We start from the raw sequence: 17,635 nt of genomic DNA, 5'->3' as shown, positions 1-17,635 counted from the left end.
GATTTATCGCCTCCAAGGAACCGAGAAATCAACGTTTTGTTTTATTTGCATTGATTTAAAGGTGATAGCATGAAAGGTTTACCAAGTGCAATGTTCTGGATAAACAGCTCTGTTTATACAAGTAACTTTGTATACCCAACAAGCTTTGGCTACTAGGTTTTAGCTTGTTTCTGAACAGTTTGTTCACCCCTATTATTGGAATTTTTTTACAGCTGCAGTTTTAGCTGAACATGATTCAACCGCCACTCATCTTGAGTGGCGTTTTTTTATCCCGCAAAAGCAACAAACCATAAGTTTGTGTCTCTTTAAATTACCATTCTGAAGCCAAATCCTCCTCGTCCATGCAGGATATAGCGGCATTTTTTATCGCTAATGACTATTTTTCGCTTGAAAGTTTAGTACATGGTACGAATTGTCACCAAATTACCGTCACTAGTTTTTTCGAGTTTAGTTATTGAAAAATATGACTAAAAAGTAATTTAATGGTCAATGTGTCTGCTAGAGGATAACTTCTTGGAAGAAAAATATTAATTAGAGTGATAATTCTATCTGGAATTTGCTATTTGATAACTTTATAATCCCAGCCAATCGATTACGCAAACGTTTACTTAAAATTTTATAGGATTCGACCATGTTCGAGAAACTGTTTAAGCTCAGTGAAAATGGCACCACTGTCAAAACGGAAATTATCGCAGGTTTAACCACCTTTTTAACCATGGCTTACATCATCTTTGTTAACCCAGCGATGCTAGCTGATGCGGGTATGGATAAAGGTGCAGTGTTTGTCGCGACCTGTTTAGCGGCTGCTATTGGCTGTTTTATTATGGGTTTAGTGGCTAACTACCCAATCGCTTTAGCACCTGGTATGGGCTTGAATGCGTTCTTTACCTACGGCGTTGTGTTAGGTATGGGTCACACCTGGCAAGTTGCCCTAGGTGCTGTGTTTGTTTCTGGTATCTTATTTATGGCTTTGAGTATCTTCAAAGTGCGTGAATGGATTATCAACTCTATCCCACTTTCTCTTCGTACCGGCATTTCTGCGGGTATCGGTCTTTTCCTGGCATTTATCGGTTTGCAAAATGCAGGTATCGTGGTTGATAACCCAGCAACATTAGTCAGCCGTGGCGATATTACCAGTCTTAAACCAGCGCTAGCAGCTCTTGGTTTCTTCCTGACTATCGGCTTAGTTTATCGCGGTGTCCGCGGTGCGGTGATGATCGCGATCCTAATTATTACGGCGATTGGTATTGTCGTTGGTGATGTGCAATGGGGCGGTCTAATGTCTGCGCCACCAAGTATTGCACCGACACTGATGCAAATGAACATCGCTGATGTATTTGAAGTGGGTATGATTTCGGTAGTGTTTGCCTTTCTATTTGTTGATCTGTTTGACACTGCTGGCACACTCGTTGGTGTAGCAACAAAAGCTAACCTGATTAAAGAAGATGGTAAGCTGCCACGTTTAAGCAAAGCACTATTGGCTGACTCTACTGCAACTTCGGTAGGTGCGGTACTTGGTACTTCAAGCACCACTTCTTTTGTTGAGTCAACGGCAGGGGTTGCCGCTGGTGGTCGTACTGGTCTAACGGCTGTTGTTGTTGGTCTATTGTTCTTATTGGCTCTGTTCTTCGCTCCACTGGCAGGCATGATTCCAGCGTACGCGACAGCAGGTGCATTGTTCTACGTAGCGATCTTAATGATGTCTGGTTTGGTCAGCGTTGATTGGCGTGACCTAACTGAAGCGGCACCGGTTGTTGTGACATGCTTGTTGATGCCACTGACTTACTCAATTGCTGAAGGTATTGCTCTTGGCTTTATTTCTTATGCCGCAATTAAGCTACTTAGCGGTAAAGGTCGTGATGTTTCAATCAGCGTGTGGGTACTATCTGCTATCTTTATCATCAAATACTTAATTGCCTAATTATCAGCAAGCATTAGCATGTCGGGGTGCTAGTGCTTTATTTTAGACAATTACAAAAGCCATAGTTGGTCACACTGCTATGGCTTTTCTTTTAATTCCCCATTGGTATTGTATGTTTGTTTGGGTAGAATAATCGTTTGCGCAGCTTGTCCCCATTCAACTGTGCGCACTCTGCTAGTTTCTGCATCGGAGCTCTCATGCGTATCAGGGGACGCAAGACTATTACATAATTAGGTTATTACAATGAGTAAAAAATTCATTATTACTTGGGACAACATGCAGAACTACTGCCGTCAACTTGCTGAAAAACAAATGCCTGCAGAACAGTGGAAGGGTATTTGGGCGGTAAGCCGTGGCGGTCTAGTACCTGGCGCGATTCTAGCTCGTGAACTTGGTATCCGTTACGTAGATACTATCTGTATCTCTAGCTATGATCACGATCATCAACGTGATATGAGCGTACTAAAAGCGCCAGAAGGTGACGGTGAAGGCTACCTAATCGTAGAAGACCTAGTAGATAGTGGTGACACAGCACGTAAACTACGTGAAATGTACCCTAAAGCGAAACTCATTGCTGTATGTGCTAAGCCATCGGGTGCAGCACTGCTTGACGATTACGTAGTAGATATTGCTCAAGATACTTGGATTGAGCAACCATGGGACACTGTTGTTCAATACGTTGAGCCAATTAATCGCAAGCAAAAATAATATTTGTAACATTGATAAAATGACCCGCAAGGGTCATTTTTTTTACCGTTGTAACGGATAAAGCTTAATGAAATCGTGCTCTGGCTATTGCCTTATTTTCAAGGAGCTAATAGCTTTAAGGGGTTACAGACATCAAAGCTAGGTACCTACATATGTCAGAGACAGATAATAAGAATCTCTCAGAAACCCTGTTTGTCAAACATAAGCAGGCTAAGGAGACTTCCGAACTTACCCGCTATATGCCAACCAATCGCGTTCTACTTGATGAGATGCGTGAGAAAGACAACAGCAGCTGGTATCGCAACCTTCACCGTTTGCAGTGGACTTGGCAAGGGATTGACCCAATTGAGATGGAAGAAGTGCTTGCGCGTATTGCGGGCTCTAACCATTCTCGCACTCATGATCAGTGGCTTGATACCGTGATGGGCTATCACAGTGGCAACTGGACTTATGAGTGGACTAAATTGGGTATGCTGCATCAAAAGCGTGCGCATGACTTACAAGGCGAAGCGGTGGCGGATGAGCTGTTTAACGCGTCATTGTGCTTTAGCATTGCTGGCTACCCACACCTGAAAAATGACAATTTAGCGCTGCAAGCCCAGGTGCTTGCTAATAAAGCTTATCAAGAAGCAACTGAGAAAACTCGTTTTGTAGTTAAGCGCCTCGAAGTACCGTTTAAGAATAAAAAAGTCATCGCTCACTTGCATTTAACCAGCACAGAAAAACCTCAGCCTGTGGTGATGGTTAGTGCCGGGCTCGATTCATTGCAAAGTGATATGTGGCGTTTATTCCGCGATTATCTCGCGCCGAAAGGCATTGCAATGTTAACCGTCGATATGCCATCGATTGGTCATTCTAGCCATTGGCCGTTGACCGAAGATACCTCATGTATCCATCAGGCGGTATTGGACCATTTGCCTTCCGTTCCATGGGTTGACCACTACCGTGTCGGTTTAATTGGTTTTCGTTTTGGTGGTAACGCTTTAGTGCGTTTGTCATTTATGGAGCAAACCAAGATTAAAGCGTGCGTCGCACTTGGTGCGCCGATTCACGACATTCTCTCTTCGCCTGAAAAGCTCAAGAAGATGTCGAAGATGTATTTAGATCTTTTAGCGACTCGTATCGGTAAAGATGTGGTTGAAATTGGTAGTTTGTCTGCGCAAATGCGTGCTTGGTCTTTGAAAGCACAAGGTATCTTGGGCAGTCGTAAGACACGAGTGCCTATTCTTGCCTTGAGCCTCGAAGGCGACCCGGTTTCTCCGTTGAGCGATAATCAACTGGTGGCACTTTTTAGTGATTACGGTAGAGCGAAGAAAATCAGTTCCAAAACAATTACACAAGGATATGAGCAAGCGCTCGATTTGGCGATTAAATGGCTAGAAGATGAGTTAATGAGATGACTTCTCTACTAATTTAGTTAACAGTAAGGTTAGGCACATGGGGTTTGTGCCTAACTAAATAACTAAAACTATGGAGAGTCAATATGTCAAAAGTGACCAAGATTCCGACTCATTTTCGCTTGTTATCCAGTCTGAGGGCGCTAGGTCCTTATCTACGAGAATCGCAAAGCAAAGAAGGTTTCTATCTTTTTGATTGTTTAGGTGTTTGCGTCAATGACAAGAAGTCACCGGAAGAGCGGGAGTTCTGGGGGTGGTGGATGGAACTTGAACAACAAGATAATCAATTTGCTGCGCGCTATCGCATCGGTAAGTACAACAACAAAGGGGAATGGGTTGAGGAATCTTTGCCGAAAAGCGCAGTCGCGGATGTGAATCGCATCCAAAATAGCTTTCACCAATCTTTGTTAGAGATGTTGCAAGAAGAATATGCAATGAAGGTGACGCTGCATAAAGAATCGGTCGAATTTGTCTAACTTGACTCTGATAATCCTCATTGACTAGTAAAAAGGCGCTGATTAGCGCCTTTTCTGCTTGTTTAATTCGCTTTTGATTGATAAAACAACAGCTCTTGTTTTTTATTAATTCAATTTATCATGACAACGAATCAACAATGCGGAAAAGTTGCTCAACCACAAACAGTGGTTGTCAAACTTGGTACCAGTGTACTAACTGGCGGTACGCTACAACTAAACCGTGCTCATATGGTGGAGTTGGTACGTCAGTGTGCAGAGCTTAAAAAACTTGGCCACTCAGTGGTTATTGTAACGTCTGGCGCTATTGCGGCAGGTCGTGAGCACCTTGGTTACCCCGCACTGCCCAACGCGATGTCGAGCAAGCAATTGCTTGCCGCAGTGGGGCAGAGTCAGTTGATTCAAACCTGGGAATCTCTGTTCGCCATTTACGGCATGAAAATTGGTCAAATGCTTTTAACGCGCGCTGACCTGAATGACCGTGAGCGTTTTCTAAACGCGCGTGACACGATAAATGCGCTTATCGAGCATGAAATTATTCCCGTGGTAAACGAAAACGACGCCGTTGCGACCAACGAAATTAAAGTGGGCGATAACGATAACTTATCGGCGTTGGTGGGTATTTTATGTGGCGCAGATAAACTGCTGCTACTGACCGACCAAAAAGGTTTGTTTACCGCAGATCCGCGCAAAGATCCAAACGCAGAATTGATTAAAGAAGTGAAAACCATTGATGACACATTGCGTAAAATCGCTGGTGGCAGTGGCACGACTTTAGGTACAGGTGGTATGGCAACCAAACTGCAAGCGGCGGATATTGCGCGCCGTGCAGGTATTGAGGTGATTATTGCTGCTGGTAGTGCGCCAAATGTAATCTTTGATTCTCTTGGCGACGAGCCTCAAGGGACGCGTTTCCTTCCTTGTGAAGAGGCGTTAGAGAACCGTAAGCGTTGGATTCTTGCAGGACCCGCTGCAACAGGTGAGTTTGTTATCGACCAAGGCGCAGTGAATGCGGTGGTAGGTAAAGGCAGTAGCTTACTGGCGAAAGGCGTAATTAAAGTAAGCGGCAAGTTTAGCCGTGGTGATGTAGTACGCATTAATGACCAAGCAGGCAAATTAGTTGCCCGTGGTATTTCGGCTTATTCAAGTAATGATATGGATAAGATCCTTGGTCACCATAGTAAAGATATCTTAACCATTTTAGGTTATGACTATGGCTCAGAAGTGATGCACCGCGACAACATGGTCGTGATTCAAGAATAACAAATATTCATCCTAACTACTTGAGATGGGCAATGGTGACAGCGGTTTGAATGCCAGAGCGAGTTTGAAGTGGTCAAGGACAGTAAGGAAGTGACGTGGATTTAACTAATATGGGTAAAGCAGCGAAGGACGCTGCTTTCGTACTAGCGACAGCTTCGACTGCGCAGAAAAACCAAGCGTTAGCAATTATCGCTGACGAGCTAGAAGCGAACTCAGCAGCAATTTTGGCTGCTAACGAAAAAGACATTGAATTAGGTCGCCAAGCGGGTCTGACTGACGCGCTACTTGACCGCTTGCTACTTAATGACGCGCGTTTAGCGGGGATTGCTAACGATGTGCGCAACGTAATTAGCCTTAACGATCCTGTTGGCAGTGAAATCGATAGCAAAGTGCTGGAAAATGGCATGTCTCTATCTCGCCGTCGCGTGCCGCTTGGTGTGGTTGGCGTCATCTATGAAGCGCGTCCGAATGTGACCATTGATATTGCTGCTTTGTGTTTAAAAACGGGTAATGCGAGTATTTTACGTGGTGGTAAAGAAACCTTCTTCTCTAACATGGAGCTGGTGAAGGTCATTCAAGTTGCCTTGGATAAAGCAGGTCTACCTGCGGCGTCGGTGCAGTACATTGAAAAGCCTGATCGTGAATTGGTTTCGCAATTACTTAAACTCGATGACTACGTGGATATGATCATCCCACGTGGTGGTGCTGGTCTGCACAAAATGTGTAAAGAGAACAGTACCATTCCGGTGATTATTGGTGGCTTTGGTATCAGTCATATCTTTGTTGACCAAACGGCTGATCTGGTTAAGTCACTTGATGTGGTTGAAAACGCGAAAGTGCAACGTCCTTCGGCGTGTAACGCTTTGGATACGTTACTGGTGGATGAAACAGTCGCGGCTGAGTTTTTACCAATGTTGGCAGAGCGCCTAAACGGTAAAGTGGCACTGGTGGCAGAACCAAAGGCGAAGGCACTGTTGGGTAACGCTCAAGATCTGCGTGACGCGGGTGAAGGCGATTTCGACACTGAATGGTTAAGCTACACCTTAGGTGTGAAAGTGGTGGCGGATGTGGCTGAAGCGATTGATCATATGCGTGTGCACAATGCTAGCCACTCAGATGCGATCATGACTAATAGCTTAGAGAATGCGGAGCGTTTCATTAACTCTGTAGGTTCGGCAGCGGTGTACGTTAACGCATCGACGCGTTTTACCGATGGTGCACAATTTGGTCTTGGTGCTGAAGTGGCTGTATCGACGCAGAAATTGCATGCTCGTGGTCCAATGGGCTTAGAAGAGTTAACCAGCTATAAGTGGGTGGGTAAAGCCAACTACTTGGCGCGCAGTTAAACACGGCTCATATTCGACGCTGCAAGATCGTTGCAGCTCCCGTAACTAATTGCGGTAATATGCGAAATATGCAGTGAAAAGGGGCTATCAAGCCCCTTTTTCTTTTATTCAAGTTGTTAATTCCGCTACACTACTGGCATTGATATGGAGGTAATATGCATTGTCCTTTTTGCTCCGAGACCGATACCAAAGTTATCGATTCTCGATTAGTGGCTGATGGCCATCAAGTGCGCCGTCGCAGACAGTGCTTGGCGTGTAGCGAGCGTTTTACGACATTTGAAACCGCTGAGCTAGTCATGCCTCGCGTAATAAAATCTAACGGTAACCGCGAACCATTTAATGAAGATAAAATGGTTGGTGGACTGCAGCGTGCATTAGAGAAGCGCCCAGTGAGCGCAGATGCTGTCGAGCTTGCAATTAGCATGATCAAATCTAAGTTGCGTGCGACGGGCGAGCGTGAAGTGCCGAGTGAAATGGTCGGTAACTTAGTGATGGAGCAATTGAAAGAGCTCGATAAAGTTGCCTATATTCGTTTCGCGTCGGTTTACCGCAGTTTTGAAGATATCCGTGAGTTTGGCGAAGAAATCGCGAAACTCGAAGATTAAGTAGGTGTAATTATGGCTGAATTCAGTGCTCAAGATCACGCCATGATGCTGCGCGCAATCAAACTTGCACAGCGTGGTACTTATACCACCGCACCAAACCCTAATGTGGGGTGTGTGATCACTCAGGGGGATGAGATTGTCGGTGAAGGTTATCACGCCAAAGCCGGGGAGCCTCATGCCGAAGTTCATGCTTTACGTATGGCTGGCGAGCGTGCTCAAGGTGCGACGGCCTATGTTACGTTAGAGCCATGCTCTCACTATGGTCGAACCCCGCCTTGTGCTGAAGGGTTAATTAAAGCCAAAGTGGCGCGAGTGGTCTGTGCGATGCAAGATCCTAACCCGCAGGTTGCCGGGCGAGGTATCGGAATGCTGCGTGATGCCGGCATTGAAGTACAGGTCGGTTTGTTAGAAGCTGACGCTCGGGCGCTAAATCCAGCGTTTCTTCAACGTATGGAAACGGGCAAGCCATTTGTGCAACTTAAAATGGCGGCCAGTCTTGATGGTCAGACGGCGTTGGCAAATGGTCAAAGTCAATGGATCACTTCTCCTCAAGCTCGCCAAGATGTGCAGCGACTGCGTGCTAAGTCTGGGGCGATTCTCTCTACTAGCAAAACGGTTATTGATGATAACGCTTCTCTGAATGTGCGATGGAGTGATTTACCGCTATCGGTTCAAGCGAGCTACCAACCGGAGTTAGTGCGTCAACCACTGCGGGTGATTTTAGACCGTCAGAATCAATTGCATCCTGAGCTGAAGTTGTTTGCCACTGAGGGCGACATTCTGCGTGTATCTGAGCAGGGCGAGGTGACGGCTAAGCTCGATGAACAGGGGCAAATTGACCTGCAACATTTAGTGGCAGTCTTAGCGACCGATCACAACATCAACCACTTATGGGTGGAAGCCGGAGCGACGTTAGCAAGTTCGATGATCAAGCTTGGCTTAGTCGATGAGCTGGTACTCTATTTAGCGCCTAAACTGATGGGAAGCGATGGTCGTGGCTTGATCGGCGCGCTTGGTTTGACGGCAATGTCACAAGTTATCGATTTGGAGATCAAAGACGTTACTCAAGTCGGCCCAGATATTCGTATCATTGCGAAACCACTCTATAAAGAACAATAGTTATGTTTACTGGAATTGTAGAAGCAGTTGGTACGCTAACTGCCATTACGCCAAAGGGCGAAGATATTAGTGTTACTGTTGATAGCGGCAAGCTGGATATGAGCGATGTTAAGCTCGGTGATAGCATTGCTACTAATGGCGTCTGTCTAACTGTGGTTGCCTATAACGATCATAGTTATACAGCGGATTTATCATTAGAAACACTTAACAAAACCGGCTTTAGCCAATATCAAGTTGGTGGAAAAGTGAATCTTGAAAAAGCGATGTTGCCTACCACACGTTTTGGTGGACACATTGTATCAGGGCACGTTGATGGGGTTGGCGAGATTGTCGAGCGCAATCAAGTTGGCCGAGCGATTGAGTTCTGGGTAGAGATGCCAGAAGAGATCAGTAAGTACGTCGCGGAAAAAGGTTCAATTACCGTCGATGGGATTAGTCTAACGGTTAACGCGCTACGTAAAAATGCCTTTAAGCTCACCATCGTGCCACACACCGGTGAAGAGACGACGATTGCCGACTTCCATGTTGGACGCAAAGTGAATTTGGAAGTCGATGTATTGGCTCGCTATATGGAACGACTGCTGACCAGTCAGCAACCTCAAGCGCCAGAGTCACGTATCACGATGGAATTTTTACAACAAAATGGCTTTGCCTGATGGCAAATAGGGCACTATGCCCTGCAATATGCCCTTAATTCGCTACAAACAAAACCTGTCAGAAATAGGAATGGAAAATGCCAATTAGTACGCCTCAAGAAATTATCGAAGATATTCGTTTAGGAAAAATGGTTATCCTGATGGATGACGAAGATCGTGAGAACGAAGGCGACCTTATTATGGCCGCAGAACATATTACGCCAGAAGCGATTAACTTTATGGCGACTTATGGAAGAGGTTTGATCTGCCTGACAATGACGCGTGCACGTTGTGAAAATCTTGGTTTGCCACCAATGGTGCAAGACAACAATGCGCAATACACCACTAACTTTACCGTGTCGATTGAAGCGGCTGAAGGGGTGACCACAGGTATCTCTGCTGCTGACCGCGCACGTACCGTACAAGCAGCAGTTGCTCCAGATGCCAAAGCGGCAGACCTAGTTCAACCTGGGCATATCTTTCCGTTGGCAGCGCAGGAAGGCGGTGTACTAACTCGTGCGGGTCATACTGAAGCTGGTTGTGATTTGGCGCGTTTAGCGGGTTTAGAGCCAGCATCTGTGATTGTTGAAATTCTTAACGATGACGGCACCATGGCGCGCCGCCCAGATCTGGAAGTGTTTGCCGAAAAGCATGGTTTAAAACTAGGCACCATCGCGGATCTCATTGAGTACCGTAACAATACTGAAACGACCATCGAACGAGTGGCAGAGTGTAAGCTGCCAACTGAATTTGGTGAGTTTAATTTGGTGACTTACCGCGATACCATCGATAACCAAGTGCATTATGCACTGTGTAAAGAGAGTGCGGATCAAGCGCCATTAGTGCGCGTGCACCTGCAAGATACTTTCACTGACTTGCTGCGCAGTGACCGCAATGCTGAGCGCAGTTGGACGCTTGATAAAGCGATGAAGCGCATTGGTCAAGATGGCGGTGTGTTAGTGATTCTTGGTAACGAAGAGCCGACCGATTTACTGATTCATCGAGTTAAAATGTTTGAAGCGCAAGATCAAGGCAACGCACCAACACTGGCGAAAAAGCAGGGCACATCGCGTCGAGTGGGGGTTGGTTCACAAATCTTAGCGGATCTTGGTGTGCATGATATGCGCCTACTTTCCTCTACCAACAAGCGTTACCATGCTTTGGGTGGTTTTGGTTTGAATGTGGTTGAGTATGTAACCGAGTAATCTAGGCTGTTATTTATCAACTAATTAAGCGAGGTGTCGATGGCGTCTCGCTTTTTCGTTTTCTATATGTAAAAACCTATTAGATATTGCTCACAGTTTTGTGCTAGAATCCGGCGATTCTCACTTGATGAACATAGTTAAAGGAAGGCTTATGAAAGTGATCGAGGGTGGCTTCCCAGCGCCAAACGCAAAAATTGCTATCGTTATTTCTCGTTTCAACAGTTTTATTAACGAAAGTCTATTGTCTGGTGCAATCGATACTTTAAAGCGTCATGGACAAGTAAGCGAAGACAACATCACTGTTGTTCGTTGTCCTGGTGCGGTTGAACTGCCTCTTGTAGCTCAACGTGTAGCGAAAACAGGTAAGTACGACGCGATTGTATCTCTAGGTACAGTAATTCGTGGCGGTACTCCACACTTTGACTATGTTTGTAGTGAATGTAACAAAGGTCTTGCACAAGTTTCTCTGGAATACAGCCTTCCAGTAGCATTTGGTGTATTGACCGTTGATACAATTGACCAAGCAATTGAGCGCGCAGGAACCAAGGCTGGTAATAAAGGTGCAGAGGCTGCACTAAGCGCACTTGAGATGATTAACGTTCTTTCAGAAATTGATTCCTAATGGGGGCCAGTGTGAAACCAGCCGCACGTCGTAATGCACGTCGATTCGCTCTACAAGCGATCTACTCTTGGCAAATTACTAAAGACAATGTTGCCACAATTGAAGAGCAGTTTTTATCAGGTGGTAAGTATGATGAGGAAGAGCATCACGCATCAGAGCCTGCACTAACTGCACCAGACACTGACGTTGCTTACTTCCGTGACCTTCTATCAGGTGTTGTGCTAAGTCACACAGAGCTAGATTGTAAGATTCGTCCATACACTTCACGTCCAATGCAAGATTTGGATTTGATGGAGCTTGCGCTGCTGCGTCTTGCTATGTATGAGATGACTCGTCGTGAAGACGTTCCTTACAAAGTGGTTATCAACGAAGCGATCGAACTTGCTAAAGTGTTCGCTGCGGAAGACAGCCACAAATTCGTGAACGGTGTACTAGATAAAGCAGCACCGCACGTACGTAAGAAATAATCGATTTAAAACTAAAAAGGTCAGCATTCGCTGACCTTTTTTATATACTACAGCCTAACTCCATCATTTCTCTATCCTATGTCTGGCGAATTCAATCTGATCGAAAAATATTTTGTTGGTCGACAAACACCACGCAGCGATGTGGTGTTGGCGGCAGGTGATGACTGTGCATTAGTGAGTGCGCCTGTGGGCTCTCTAATTGCAATCAGTACTGACACGCTTGTTGCGGGAACCCATTTCTTATCTTCGGCGAATCCGGCTTGGGTCGCACACAAGGCGCTAGCATCTAATATCAGCGATTTAGCTGCAATGGGAGCGACGCCAGCATGGGTCTCTTTTGCTTTAACCATGCCCGAGGTGGACGAAGCTTGGCTTGCCCCTTTCTGTGATAGTTTCTTCGCGCTTGCTGATCAATATGGTATTCAGCTTATTGGTGGGGATACCACCAAAGGACCGCTAAGTTTGACCTTGACGGTGCAAGGTTTGATCCCGCACGGTAAAGCCTTGCAACGTAGTGGTGCGAAGCCGGGCGATGGTGTTTATGTCACAGGGTGGCTAGGCGACAGTCAAGCCGGGCTGGATGTGGTACTGGAGCCGGCACATTTAACCAAACCTCATGCTGATGAACTGCAAAAACGTCATTATTTATCGACGCCTCGAATCCAAGTTGGCGAGGCACTAAGAGGCATCGCTAGTGCGGCGATTGATATTTCTGATGGTGTTATTTCCGATTTAGGTCATATACTTAAGCGCTCTGGTGTCGGTGCTCAATTACAAGTAGAACAATTACCGCTCTCGCCGCAGCTATTGGCGTTTGTCGGGAGTGAGCAACAAGCGCAGCAATACGCACTCTCAAGTGGTGAAGAGTATGAGCTTTGTTTTACTGTCCCGGAAAACCAGCAGCAAGCGATGTGGCATGCATTGAGTAATATTGATTGTTTGGTCACGCGTATCGGCTCGATTAACGATAGCGGTGAGCTAACTTTGACTCAGCAAGGTCAACAACTTGCGTGGCAACTTCATGGCTACGATCATTTCAAAACCAATTAAGAGCGAATTATGACAAACCCTCTTTCTCTGATCTCTTTAAAGAACCCTTGGCATTTACTCGCTACGGGTTTTGGTAGTGGTCTCTCTCCAGTCGTGCCAGGCACGATGGGGACGTTAGCCGCGATCCCTTTCTATTTGCTGTTGGTTCAATTGCCATTAAGTGGGTATTTGCTGGCGGTGCTGGTGGCTTGTGTGATCGGTGTAAAGATCTGTCAAGTTACCTCTGACGATATGGGCGTGCATGATCACGGCTCGATTGTTTGGGATGAGTTTGCTGGTTTTTGGATTACCATGGCGGTCGTGCCGATGTTGCAACTTTCTGCGACCGATTGGAAATGGCTACTGACGGGTTTTATCCTGTTTCGCTTTTTTGACATGGTAAAACCGTGGCCAATTGGTTGGCTAGATAAACGCATCCACGGCGGCTTAGGTATTATGATTGATGACATCGTCGCCGGTGTGATGGCGGGTGTCGCACTTTACCTAGTCGGCAAATACGCGGGTTGGATGTAATCTCATGGATTTTGGAACGCATGGCATTGCCATGCTTCGGGAGCGCTCAGCATAATGCGCTTCGCTTACGGAACGCTAACGCTTATGGAATGGAGCAAACTCCGTAGCGCAGCGTTCCCTCATCCGTAACAAAGCGATGTCATCGCTTTGTGTTCCCAGCCTTACTTCAGCTTCTCCAAATCTGCCTCTATCTCGGCAATTTTGCTCGACACCACCTTTTCTAAATGACGTAAGTCAGACAGGATTTTCTGTTTTACGTCCACTTCGGCGCTTTTTTCTGGTTTCGTGAGTTTATTGAGTTCATCAATCACTAGGGTGAGATTGCGGTTGATTTCGGTGACTTCTTTATACTTGTGACTGCCACTGTCAACCAGTACGTTTTTAATTTGGCGTGGATATTTGTATTTAACGCTTTTGGCGAAGAGCTCGCCTTTTTGTTTGCGGAAATAGATTTTGAGTACGTCTTTGTGGGCTTCTTGACGCAAAGAATAGCGCTCAATCTGTTTGGGATCTTGTATGCCTAGACCCGTTAAGTGTGGAAACATAGGCTACCTCATTAATCGTGAGTTTGGCGACCTAAGCTTGGCTTAGGTGAAATTGAACACTTTTAATGTAGCAGCCTATTTGAGCCCGATATAGTTGAACTGTCTATATTTTTATCAATTTGCGGATAAGATCAGTTTGGAGCAAGCTCCGCGACATTGGCGATCAAACACTCGCGCAGTGCCAACTCTTCTTCTTCACTCAGTTTTCCGCCTTCTGCACCGGTAATGATAAAAAAGTCTTCTGCACGCTCGCCAATCGTGGTGATTTTCGCGGCATGAAGGTTAATGTTTAAATCGGCAAAAGTTGCCCCGACGGTCGCAAGCAGCCCGGGGGTATCGAGGGCAACAAACTCCAAGGTGGTGCGCTTTTTACTCTTACTTGGTAGAAAGTCGACGGTGGTTTTGACCTTAAAGTGCTGTAAGTTGCGTGGGGTACGTCGAGTGCGGATCTTGGTTGGGCGACCATCTGCCAACACATGCACAAGGTGCTTCTCTACGGCTTTATGACGACCTTCTTCAACCGGGTTGCCATGCTGGTCGAGCACCATAAAGGTATCGAGTACATAGCCATCTTTACTGGTCATGACTTGGGCGTCATGGACGTTAAAGTTGCGTCGGTCTAGTTCGGCAACGACAGTGGCGAATATCCCCTTTTGGTCTTTGGTGTAGACAAACACTTCAGTGCCACCTCGGGTCGGTTTTTTACTGATCAGAACCAAAGGTTGGGTTGGATCATCATGGCGCAGTAAGTTGCTACAATGCCAAGCGATCTGTTTATGGGTGTGACGTAAGAAGTAATCGGCTTTAAAGCGTTGCCAAATCAGTTCAATCTCACGGCTACTAAACCCTTCTTTACGCAGCTGAGCCGACGCCATTTGTTGGTTATGGCGAATACGCTCTCGCACATCAACCGGGTTCTCTAAACCGCGGCGCAGGGCTCTTTGGGTCGAGTAAAACAGTTCAGCGAGTAGGGTGCGTTTCCAACTGTTCCACAGTTCTGGGTTAGTCGCACAGATATCGGCGACGGTTAAACATACCAAGTACTCAAGGTACTCTTCATCGCGCACTTGTTTAGCAAATTCGGCAATCACATCGGGATCATAAATATCGCGGCGTTGAGCGGTGACTGACATCAAGAGATGGTTGCGTACTAACCAAGAGACTAGGTTAGATTCAGGGGTAGATAAACCATGCTCACGGCAGAACGCATAAGCTTCTTCAGCACCGATCACTGAGTGGTCACCACCACGACCTTTGCCAATGTCATGGAAAATAGCCGCGATGATCAGCAGCTCTTTTTTCTGAATGCGTGGATACACTTCACAGCAGATCGGGTGTTTGTTGTGATTTTTCGCGTAACTGAATGTATTGATGTGTTTAAGTAGTCGAACGCTGTGCTCGTCCACGGTATAGACGTGGAACAAGTCAAACTGCATTTGCCCGACGATTTGGCTCCACTGCGGCAGGTAAGCCGCTAGTACTCCGAGCTTGTGCATTAGACCAAACGCATTGTGCAGAGCATTAGGATGGCGGCAAAGTTCGAGAAATTTTTCGCGCGCTTCAGGAATGGTATGCAAGAATTTGTTGAAGCGGCGACGCGCGGTGCGCAGTTGGCGCAGCGTTGGTGGTGCCACTCCCTCAATAGTGGAGTCATTGGCGATATGTAGGAACATATCGAGTATCGTTTCCGGGCGAGCTTGGAACAGAGCAGGTTTGCGCGCTTCAATTAGGCTGCCACGACGTTGGAAATCTTCGCTAATGATTTGTACCGAGCTTTCTACGCCACGATTTAAGATCACCTGACCAAACAGTTTCAGCAACATTTTGTTAAGCTCTGCCACGCGGCGTAGCGTGCGGTAGAACTCTTTCATCATCATTTCGACACCGCGGTTGCCTTCACCGACAAACCCTAGAGTTTCCGCTACAGGGGGCTGATGAGCAAAAGTGAGGCGATTGTCATAGCGACGAAGTTCAATGTGCAAAGCAAATCGCACGCGCCAGAGAAACTCTTGGCACTCAACGAGCTCGCGATATTCTGCATCAGTAAGAAAACCGTAGCGGCTCATCTCGAATAACGAAGTTGCACCAAAGTGGCGGCGAGCGACCCAACTTAAGGTATGAATGTCGCGCAGACCACCCGGAGTAGACTTAATGTCGGGTTCTAGGTTGTAAGTGGTATCGTGATAGCGAGCATGGCGCTGCGTTTGCTCTTGAACTTTCGCCTTGTAAAAAATCTCACTTGGCCAAAACGATTCCGAGTGCACCGTCATCTTTAGTAGGTGGAAGGTTTCTTCACATCCAGTCAGTAAGCGCGCTTCTTGCAGGTTAGTCGCGACGGTGAGGTCTTTACTGCCAATCTCTCCGCACTCATCGACGGTACGAACCGCATGACCGATTTCTAAACGTAAATCCCAAAGTAAGGTAATGAACTCACTCACTTTAGCACCCAGCGCATCCGGCAGTGTTTTTTTCGATAAGACTAAGATATCGATGTCAGACAGCGGGTGAAGTTCACCACGACCATAGCCACCGACGGCGACTAAGCTGATGTGTGGCAATTGCGAGAATCCATAGTATTGCCACAAACGGGTCAGCAGCAGATCGGTGTAATCAGAACGACCAATCACTAAGTCGCTGACCGGATGATGGTTCTTAAATTCTTGCTTTTGATAGTCGGCAAACTGTTCTAATTGTGACTTTAGCTCACTAACATTAATTTGTTCGTCACTAAAGGTGAGTGGCGATTGAAAAGGCATAGGGCTATCCGTGCTTCGTGGACCAAGTTAAGGCGGTATATCACTAGGTGATTGGCTGATGAGTTCCACTTTATCAAATCATATGACACAAAAAAATATCCCCGCAAAAGCGGGGATATCGAGATTAAGCGTTTTTCATAAAGCGAGGAATGGTGTCATCACTGCGCAGTGTTAACACTTCACAACCATCTTTGGTAACAACGATAGTGTGTTCGTATTGCGCTGACTTCTTACCGTCACCAGTGTAAACCGTCCAATCATCTTCTGCGTCAACGGTACAACCAAATTTACCTGCGTTGATCATTGGTTCAATGGTGAAACACATACCTTCTTTGAATTGGCGACGGTCGCTATTGCGGTAGTGCACCACTTGCGGCTCTTCATGGAATTCGTTGCCAATACCGTGACCACAGAAATCCTTCACAATAGAAAACTTATTGCGTGGATTGTTTTTGTTGTTGGTCTTGATGTATTTCTCAATCGCAGTACCGATATCACCGACAGTTGCACCTGGCTTTACTTGGCGCATACCGACATAAAGCGCTTCTTGAGTGACCATACACAGACGTTTGTCTTCAGGTGAAACATCACCAACAAAGAACATCTTAGATGTGTCACCATGGTAACCGGCAGGGCGTACGCTAAGGTCAGCGTTTTCATCGTCAGGTACAATCACAGTGATATCCACGTTGATGATGTCACCATTTTTTAGTACTGCTGGCTTCATTTGACCATTAGCACCCATTTCGTCTTGCGTCGCAGGAATGCCGTGACAAACGATATGGTTGATCGACGTACAGATTGATTTAGGAAAACCATGGTAATCGAGTGGTGCAGAGTAAGCGCCTTTCTCTAGAGCAAAATCGTGACAAATTTGGTTGAGTTCATCTGTCGTTACCCCTTCTTTAATATGAGGTTCGATCATTTCTAGTACTTCAGCAGCAAGGCTGCCAGCTAGACGCATACGTTCGACTTCTTCAGCCGTTTTAATCTTGATTGACATTGGCTTT

General features: G+C 46.3%; 17 protein-coding genes. 14 read left to right on the top strand and 3 right to left on the bottom strand.

The window, feature by feature from the left end:
* The first annotated feature begins 631 nt into the window (after window positions 1-631).
* From GZN30_RS09790 to pgpA, 14 genes are all read left to right on the top strand, one after another.
* Window positions 632-1,921, top strand: a complete 1,290-nt coding sequence (locus GZN30_RS09790) for an NCS2 family permease (protein ID WP_075649532.1) — start codon at window positions 632-634, stop codon at window positions 1,919-1,921.
* A gap of 243 nt (window positions 1,922-2,164) precedes the next feature.
* On the top strand, window positions 2,165-2,629 hold the full coding sequence (gene gpt / locus GZN30_RS09785) for a xanthine phosphoribosyltransferase Tet(34) (protein WP_075649531.1): 465 nt from the start codon (window positions 2,165-2,167) through the stop codon (window positions 2,627-2,629).
* 152 nt (window positions 2,630-2,781) lie between these two features.
* Window positions 2,782-4,029: an esterase FrsA gene (gene frsA / locus GZN30_RS09780; RefSeq protein WP_075649530.1), complete on the top strand. Its 1,248-nt coding sequence runs from the start codon at window positions 2,782-2,784 to the stop codon at window positions 4,027-4,029.
* Between the two features lie 83 nt (window positions 4,030-4,112).
* Window positions 4,113-4,502, top strand: a complete 390-nt coding sequence (gene crl, locus GZN30_RS09775; RefSeq protein WP_075649529.1) for a sigma factor-binding protein Crl — start codon at window positions 4,113-4,115, stop codon at window positions 4,500-4,502.
* A 120-nt stretch (window positions 4,503-4,622) separates the two neighbouring features.
* On the top strand, window positions 4,623-5,762 hold the full coding sequence (gene proB / locus GZN30_RS09770; protein WP_075649528.1) for a glutamate 5-kinase: 1,140 nt from the start codon (window positions 4,623-4,625) through the stop codon (window positions 5,760-5,762).
* A 95-nt stretch (window positions 5,763-5,857) separates the two neighbouring features.
* Entirely contained in the window at window positions 5,858-7,108 is a 1,251-nt protein-coding gene (locus tag GZN30_RS09765) for a glutamate-5-semialdehyde dehydrogenase (protein ID WP_075649527.1), read from the top strand.
* A 155-nt stretch (window positions 7,109-7,263) separates the two neighbouring features.
* Window positions 7,264-7,713 carry a transcriptional regulator NrdR gene (nrdR, locus tag GZN30_RS09760; RefSeq protein WP_075649526.1) on the top strand — a complete coding sequence of 150 codons (450 nt, stop codon included), beginning with the start codon at window positions 7,264-7,266 and terminating at the stop codon, window positions 7,711-7,713.
* Window positions 7,714-7,725: 12 nt separating this feature from the next.
* A complete protein-coding gene (gene ribD / locus GZN30_RS09755) occupies window positions 7,726-8,832 on the top strand; it encodes a bifunctional diaminohydroxyphosphoribosylaminopyrimidine deaminase/5-amino-6-(5-phosphoribosylamino)uracil reductase RibD (protein WP_075649525.1) in 1,107 nt (368 codons plus the stop codon).
* 2 nt (window positions 8,833-8,834) lie between these two features.
* The gene (locus GZN30_RS09750; protein ID WP_075649524.1) at window positions 8,835-9,488 is read left to right on the top strand and encodes a riboflavin synthase; all 654 of its coding nucleotides are present in this window, start codon (window positions 8,835-8,837) and stop codon (window positions 9,486-9,488) included.
* A 77-nt stretch (window positions 9,489-9,565) separates the two neighbouring features.
* Window positions 9,566-10,672: a bifunctional 3,4-dihydroxy-2-butanone-4-phosphate synthase/GTP cyclohydrolase II gene (ribBA, locus tag GZN30_RS09745; RefSeq protein ID WP_075649523.1), complete on the top strand. Its 1,107-nt coding sequence runs from the start codon at window positions 9,566-9,568 to the stop codon at window positions 10,670-10,672.
* 151 nt (window positions 10,673-10,823) lie between these two features.
* Window positions 10,824-11,294 (top strand): 6,7-dimethyl-8-ribityllumazine synthase, encoded by a 471-nt coding sequence (gene ribH / locus GZN30_RS09740; protein ID WP_005440184.1) that lies wholly within the window; start codon window positions 10,824-10,826, stop codon window positions 11,292-11,294.
* Window positions 11,294-11,761 (top strand): transcription antitermination factor NusB, encoded by a 468-nt coding sequence (nusB, locus tag GZN30_RS09735; protein WP_075649522.1) that lies wholly within the window; start codon window positions 11,294-11,296, stop codon window positions 11,759-11,761. The genes ribH and nusB overlap by 1 nt, the downstream gene beginning before the upstream one ends.
* A 78-nt stretch (window positions 11,762-11,839) precedes the next feature.
* The gene (gene thiL, locus GZN30_RS09730; protein WP_075649521.1) at window positions 11,840-12,811 is read left to right on the top strand and encodes a thiamine-phosphate kinase; all 972 of its coding nucleotides are present in this window, start codon (window positions 11,840-11,842) and stop codon (window positions 12,809-12,811) included.
* Between the two features lie 9 nt (window positions 12,812-12,820).
* Window positions 12,821-13,324: a phosphatidylglycerophosphatase A gene (gene pgpA, locus GZN30_RS09725; RefSeq protein ID WP_075649520.1), complete on the top strand. Its 504-nt coding sequence runs from the start codon at window positions 12,821-12,823 to the stop codon at window positions 13,322-13,324.
* 161 nt (window positions 13,325-13,485) lie between these two features.
* Here pgpA and GZN30_RS09720 read toward each other — a convergent pair whose 3' ends face one another.
* From GZN30_RS09720 to map, 3 genes are all read right to left on the bottom strand, one after another.
* Entirely contained in the window at window positions 13,486-13,869 is a 384-nt protein-coding gene (locus tag GZN30_RS09720; protein ID WP_075649519.1) for a DUF3461 family protein, read from the bottom strand.
* A gap of 131 nt (window positions 13,870-14,000) precedes the next feature.
* Window positions 14,001-16,625: a bifunctional uridylyltransferase/uridylyl-removing protein GlnD gene (gene glnD / locus GZN30_RS09715; RefSeq protein ID WP_075649518.1), complete on the bottom strand. Its 2,625-nt coding sequence runs from the start codon at window positions 16,623-16,625 to the stop codon at window positions 14,001-14,003.
* Window positions 16,626-16,749: 124 nt separating this feature from the next.
* Window positions 16,750-17,628, bottom strand: coding sequence for a type I methionyl aminopeptidase (gene map / locus GZN30_RS09710; RefSeq protein WP_075649517.1), 879 nt, complete (start codon window positions 17,626-17,628; stop codon window positions 16,750-16,752).
* Window positions 17,629-17,635 lie beyond the last annotated feature (7 nt).

The organism is Vibrio ponticus, from assembly GCF_009938225.1.
GTDB lineage: Bacteria > Pseudomonadota > Gammaproteobacteria > Enterobacterales > Vibrionaceae > Vibrio > Vibrio ponticus.
Note: the sequence above shows the minus strand (reverse complement) of the source record. Positions and strands in the feature narration are given on the sequence as shown.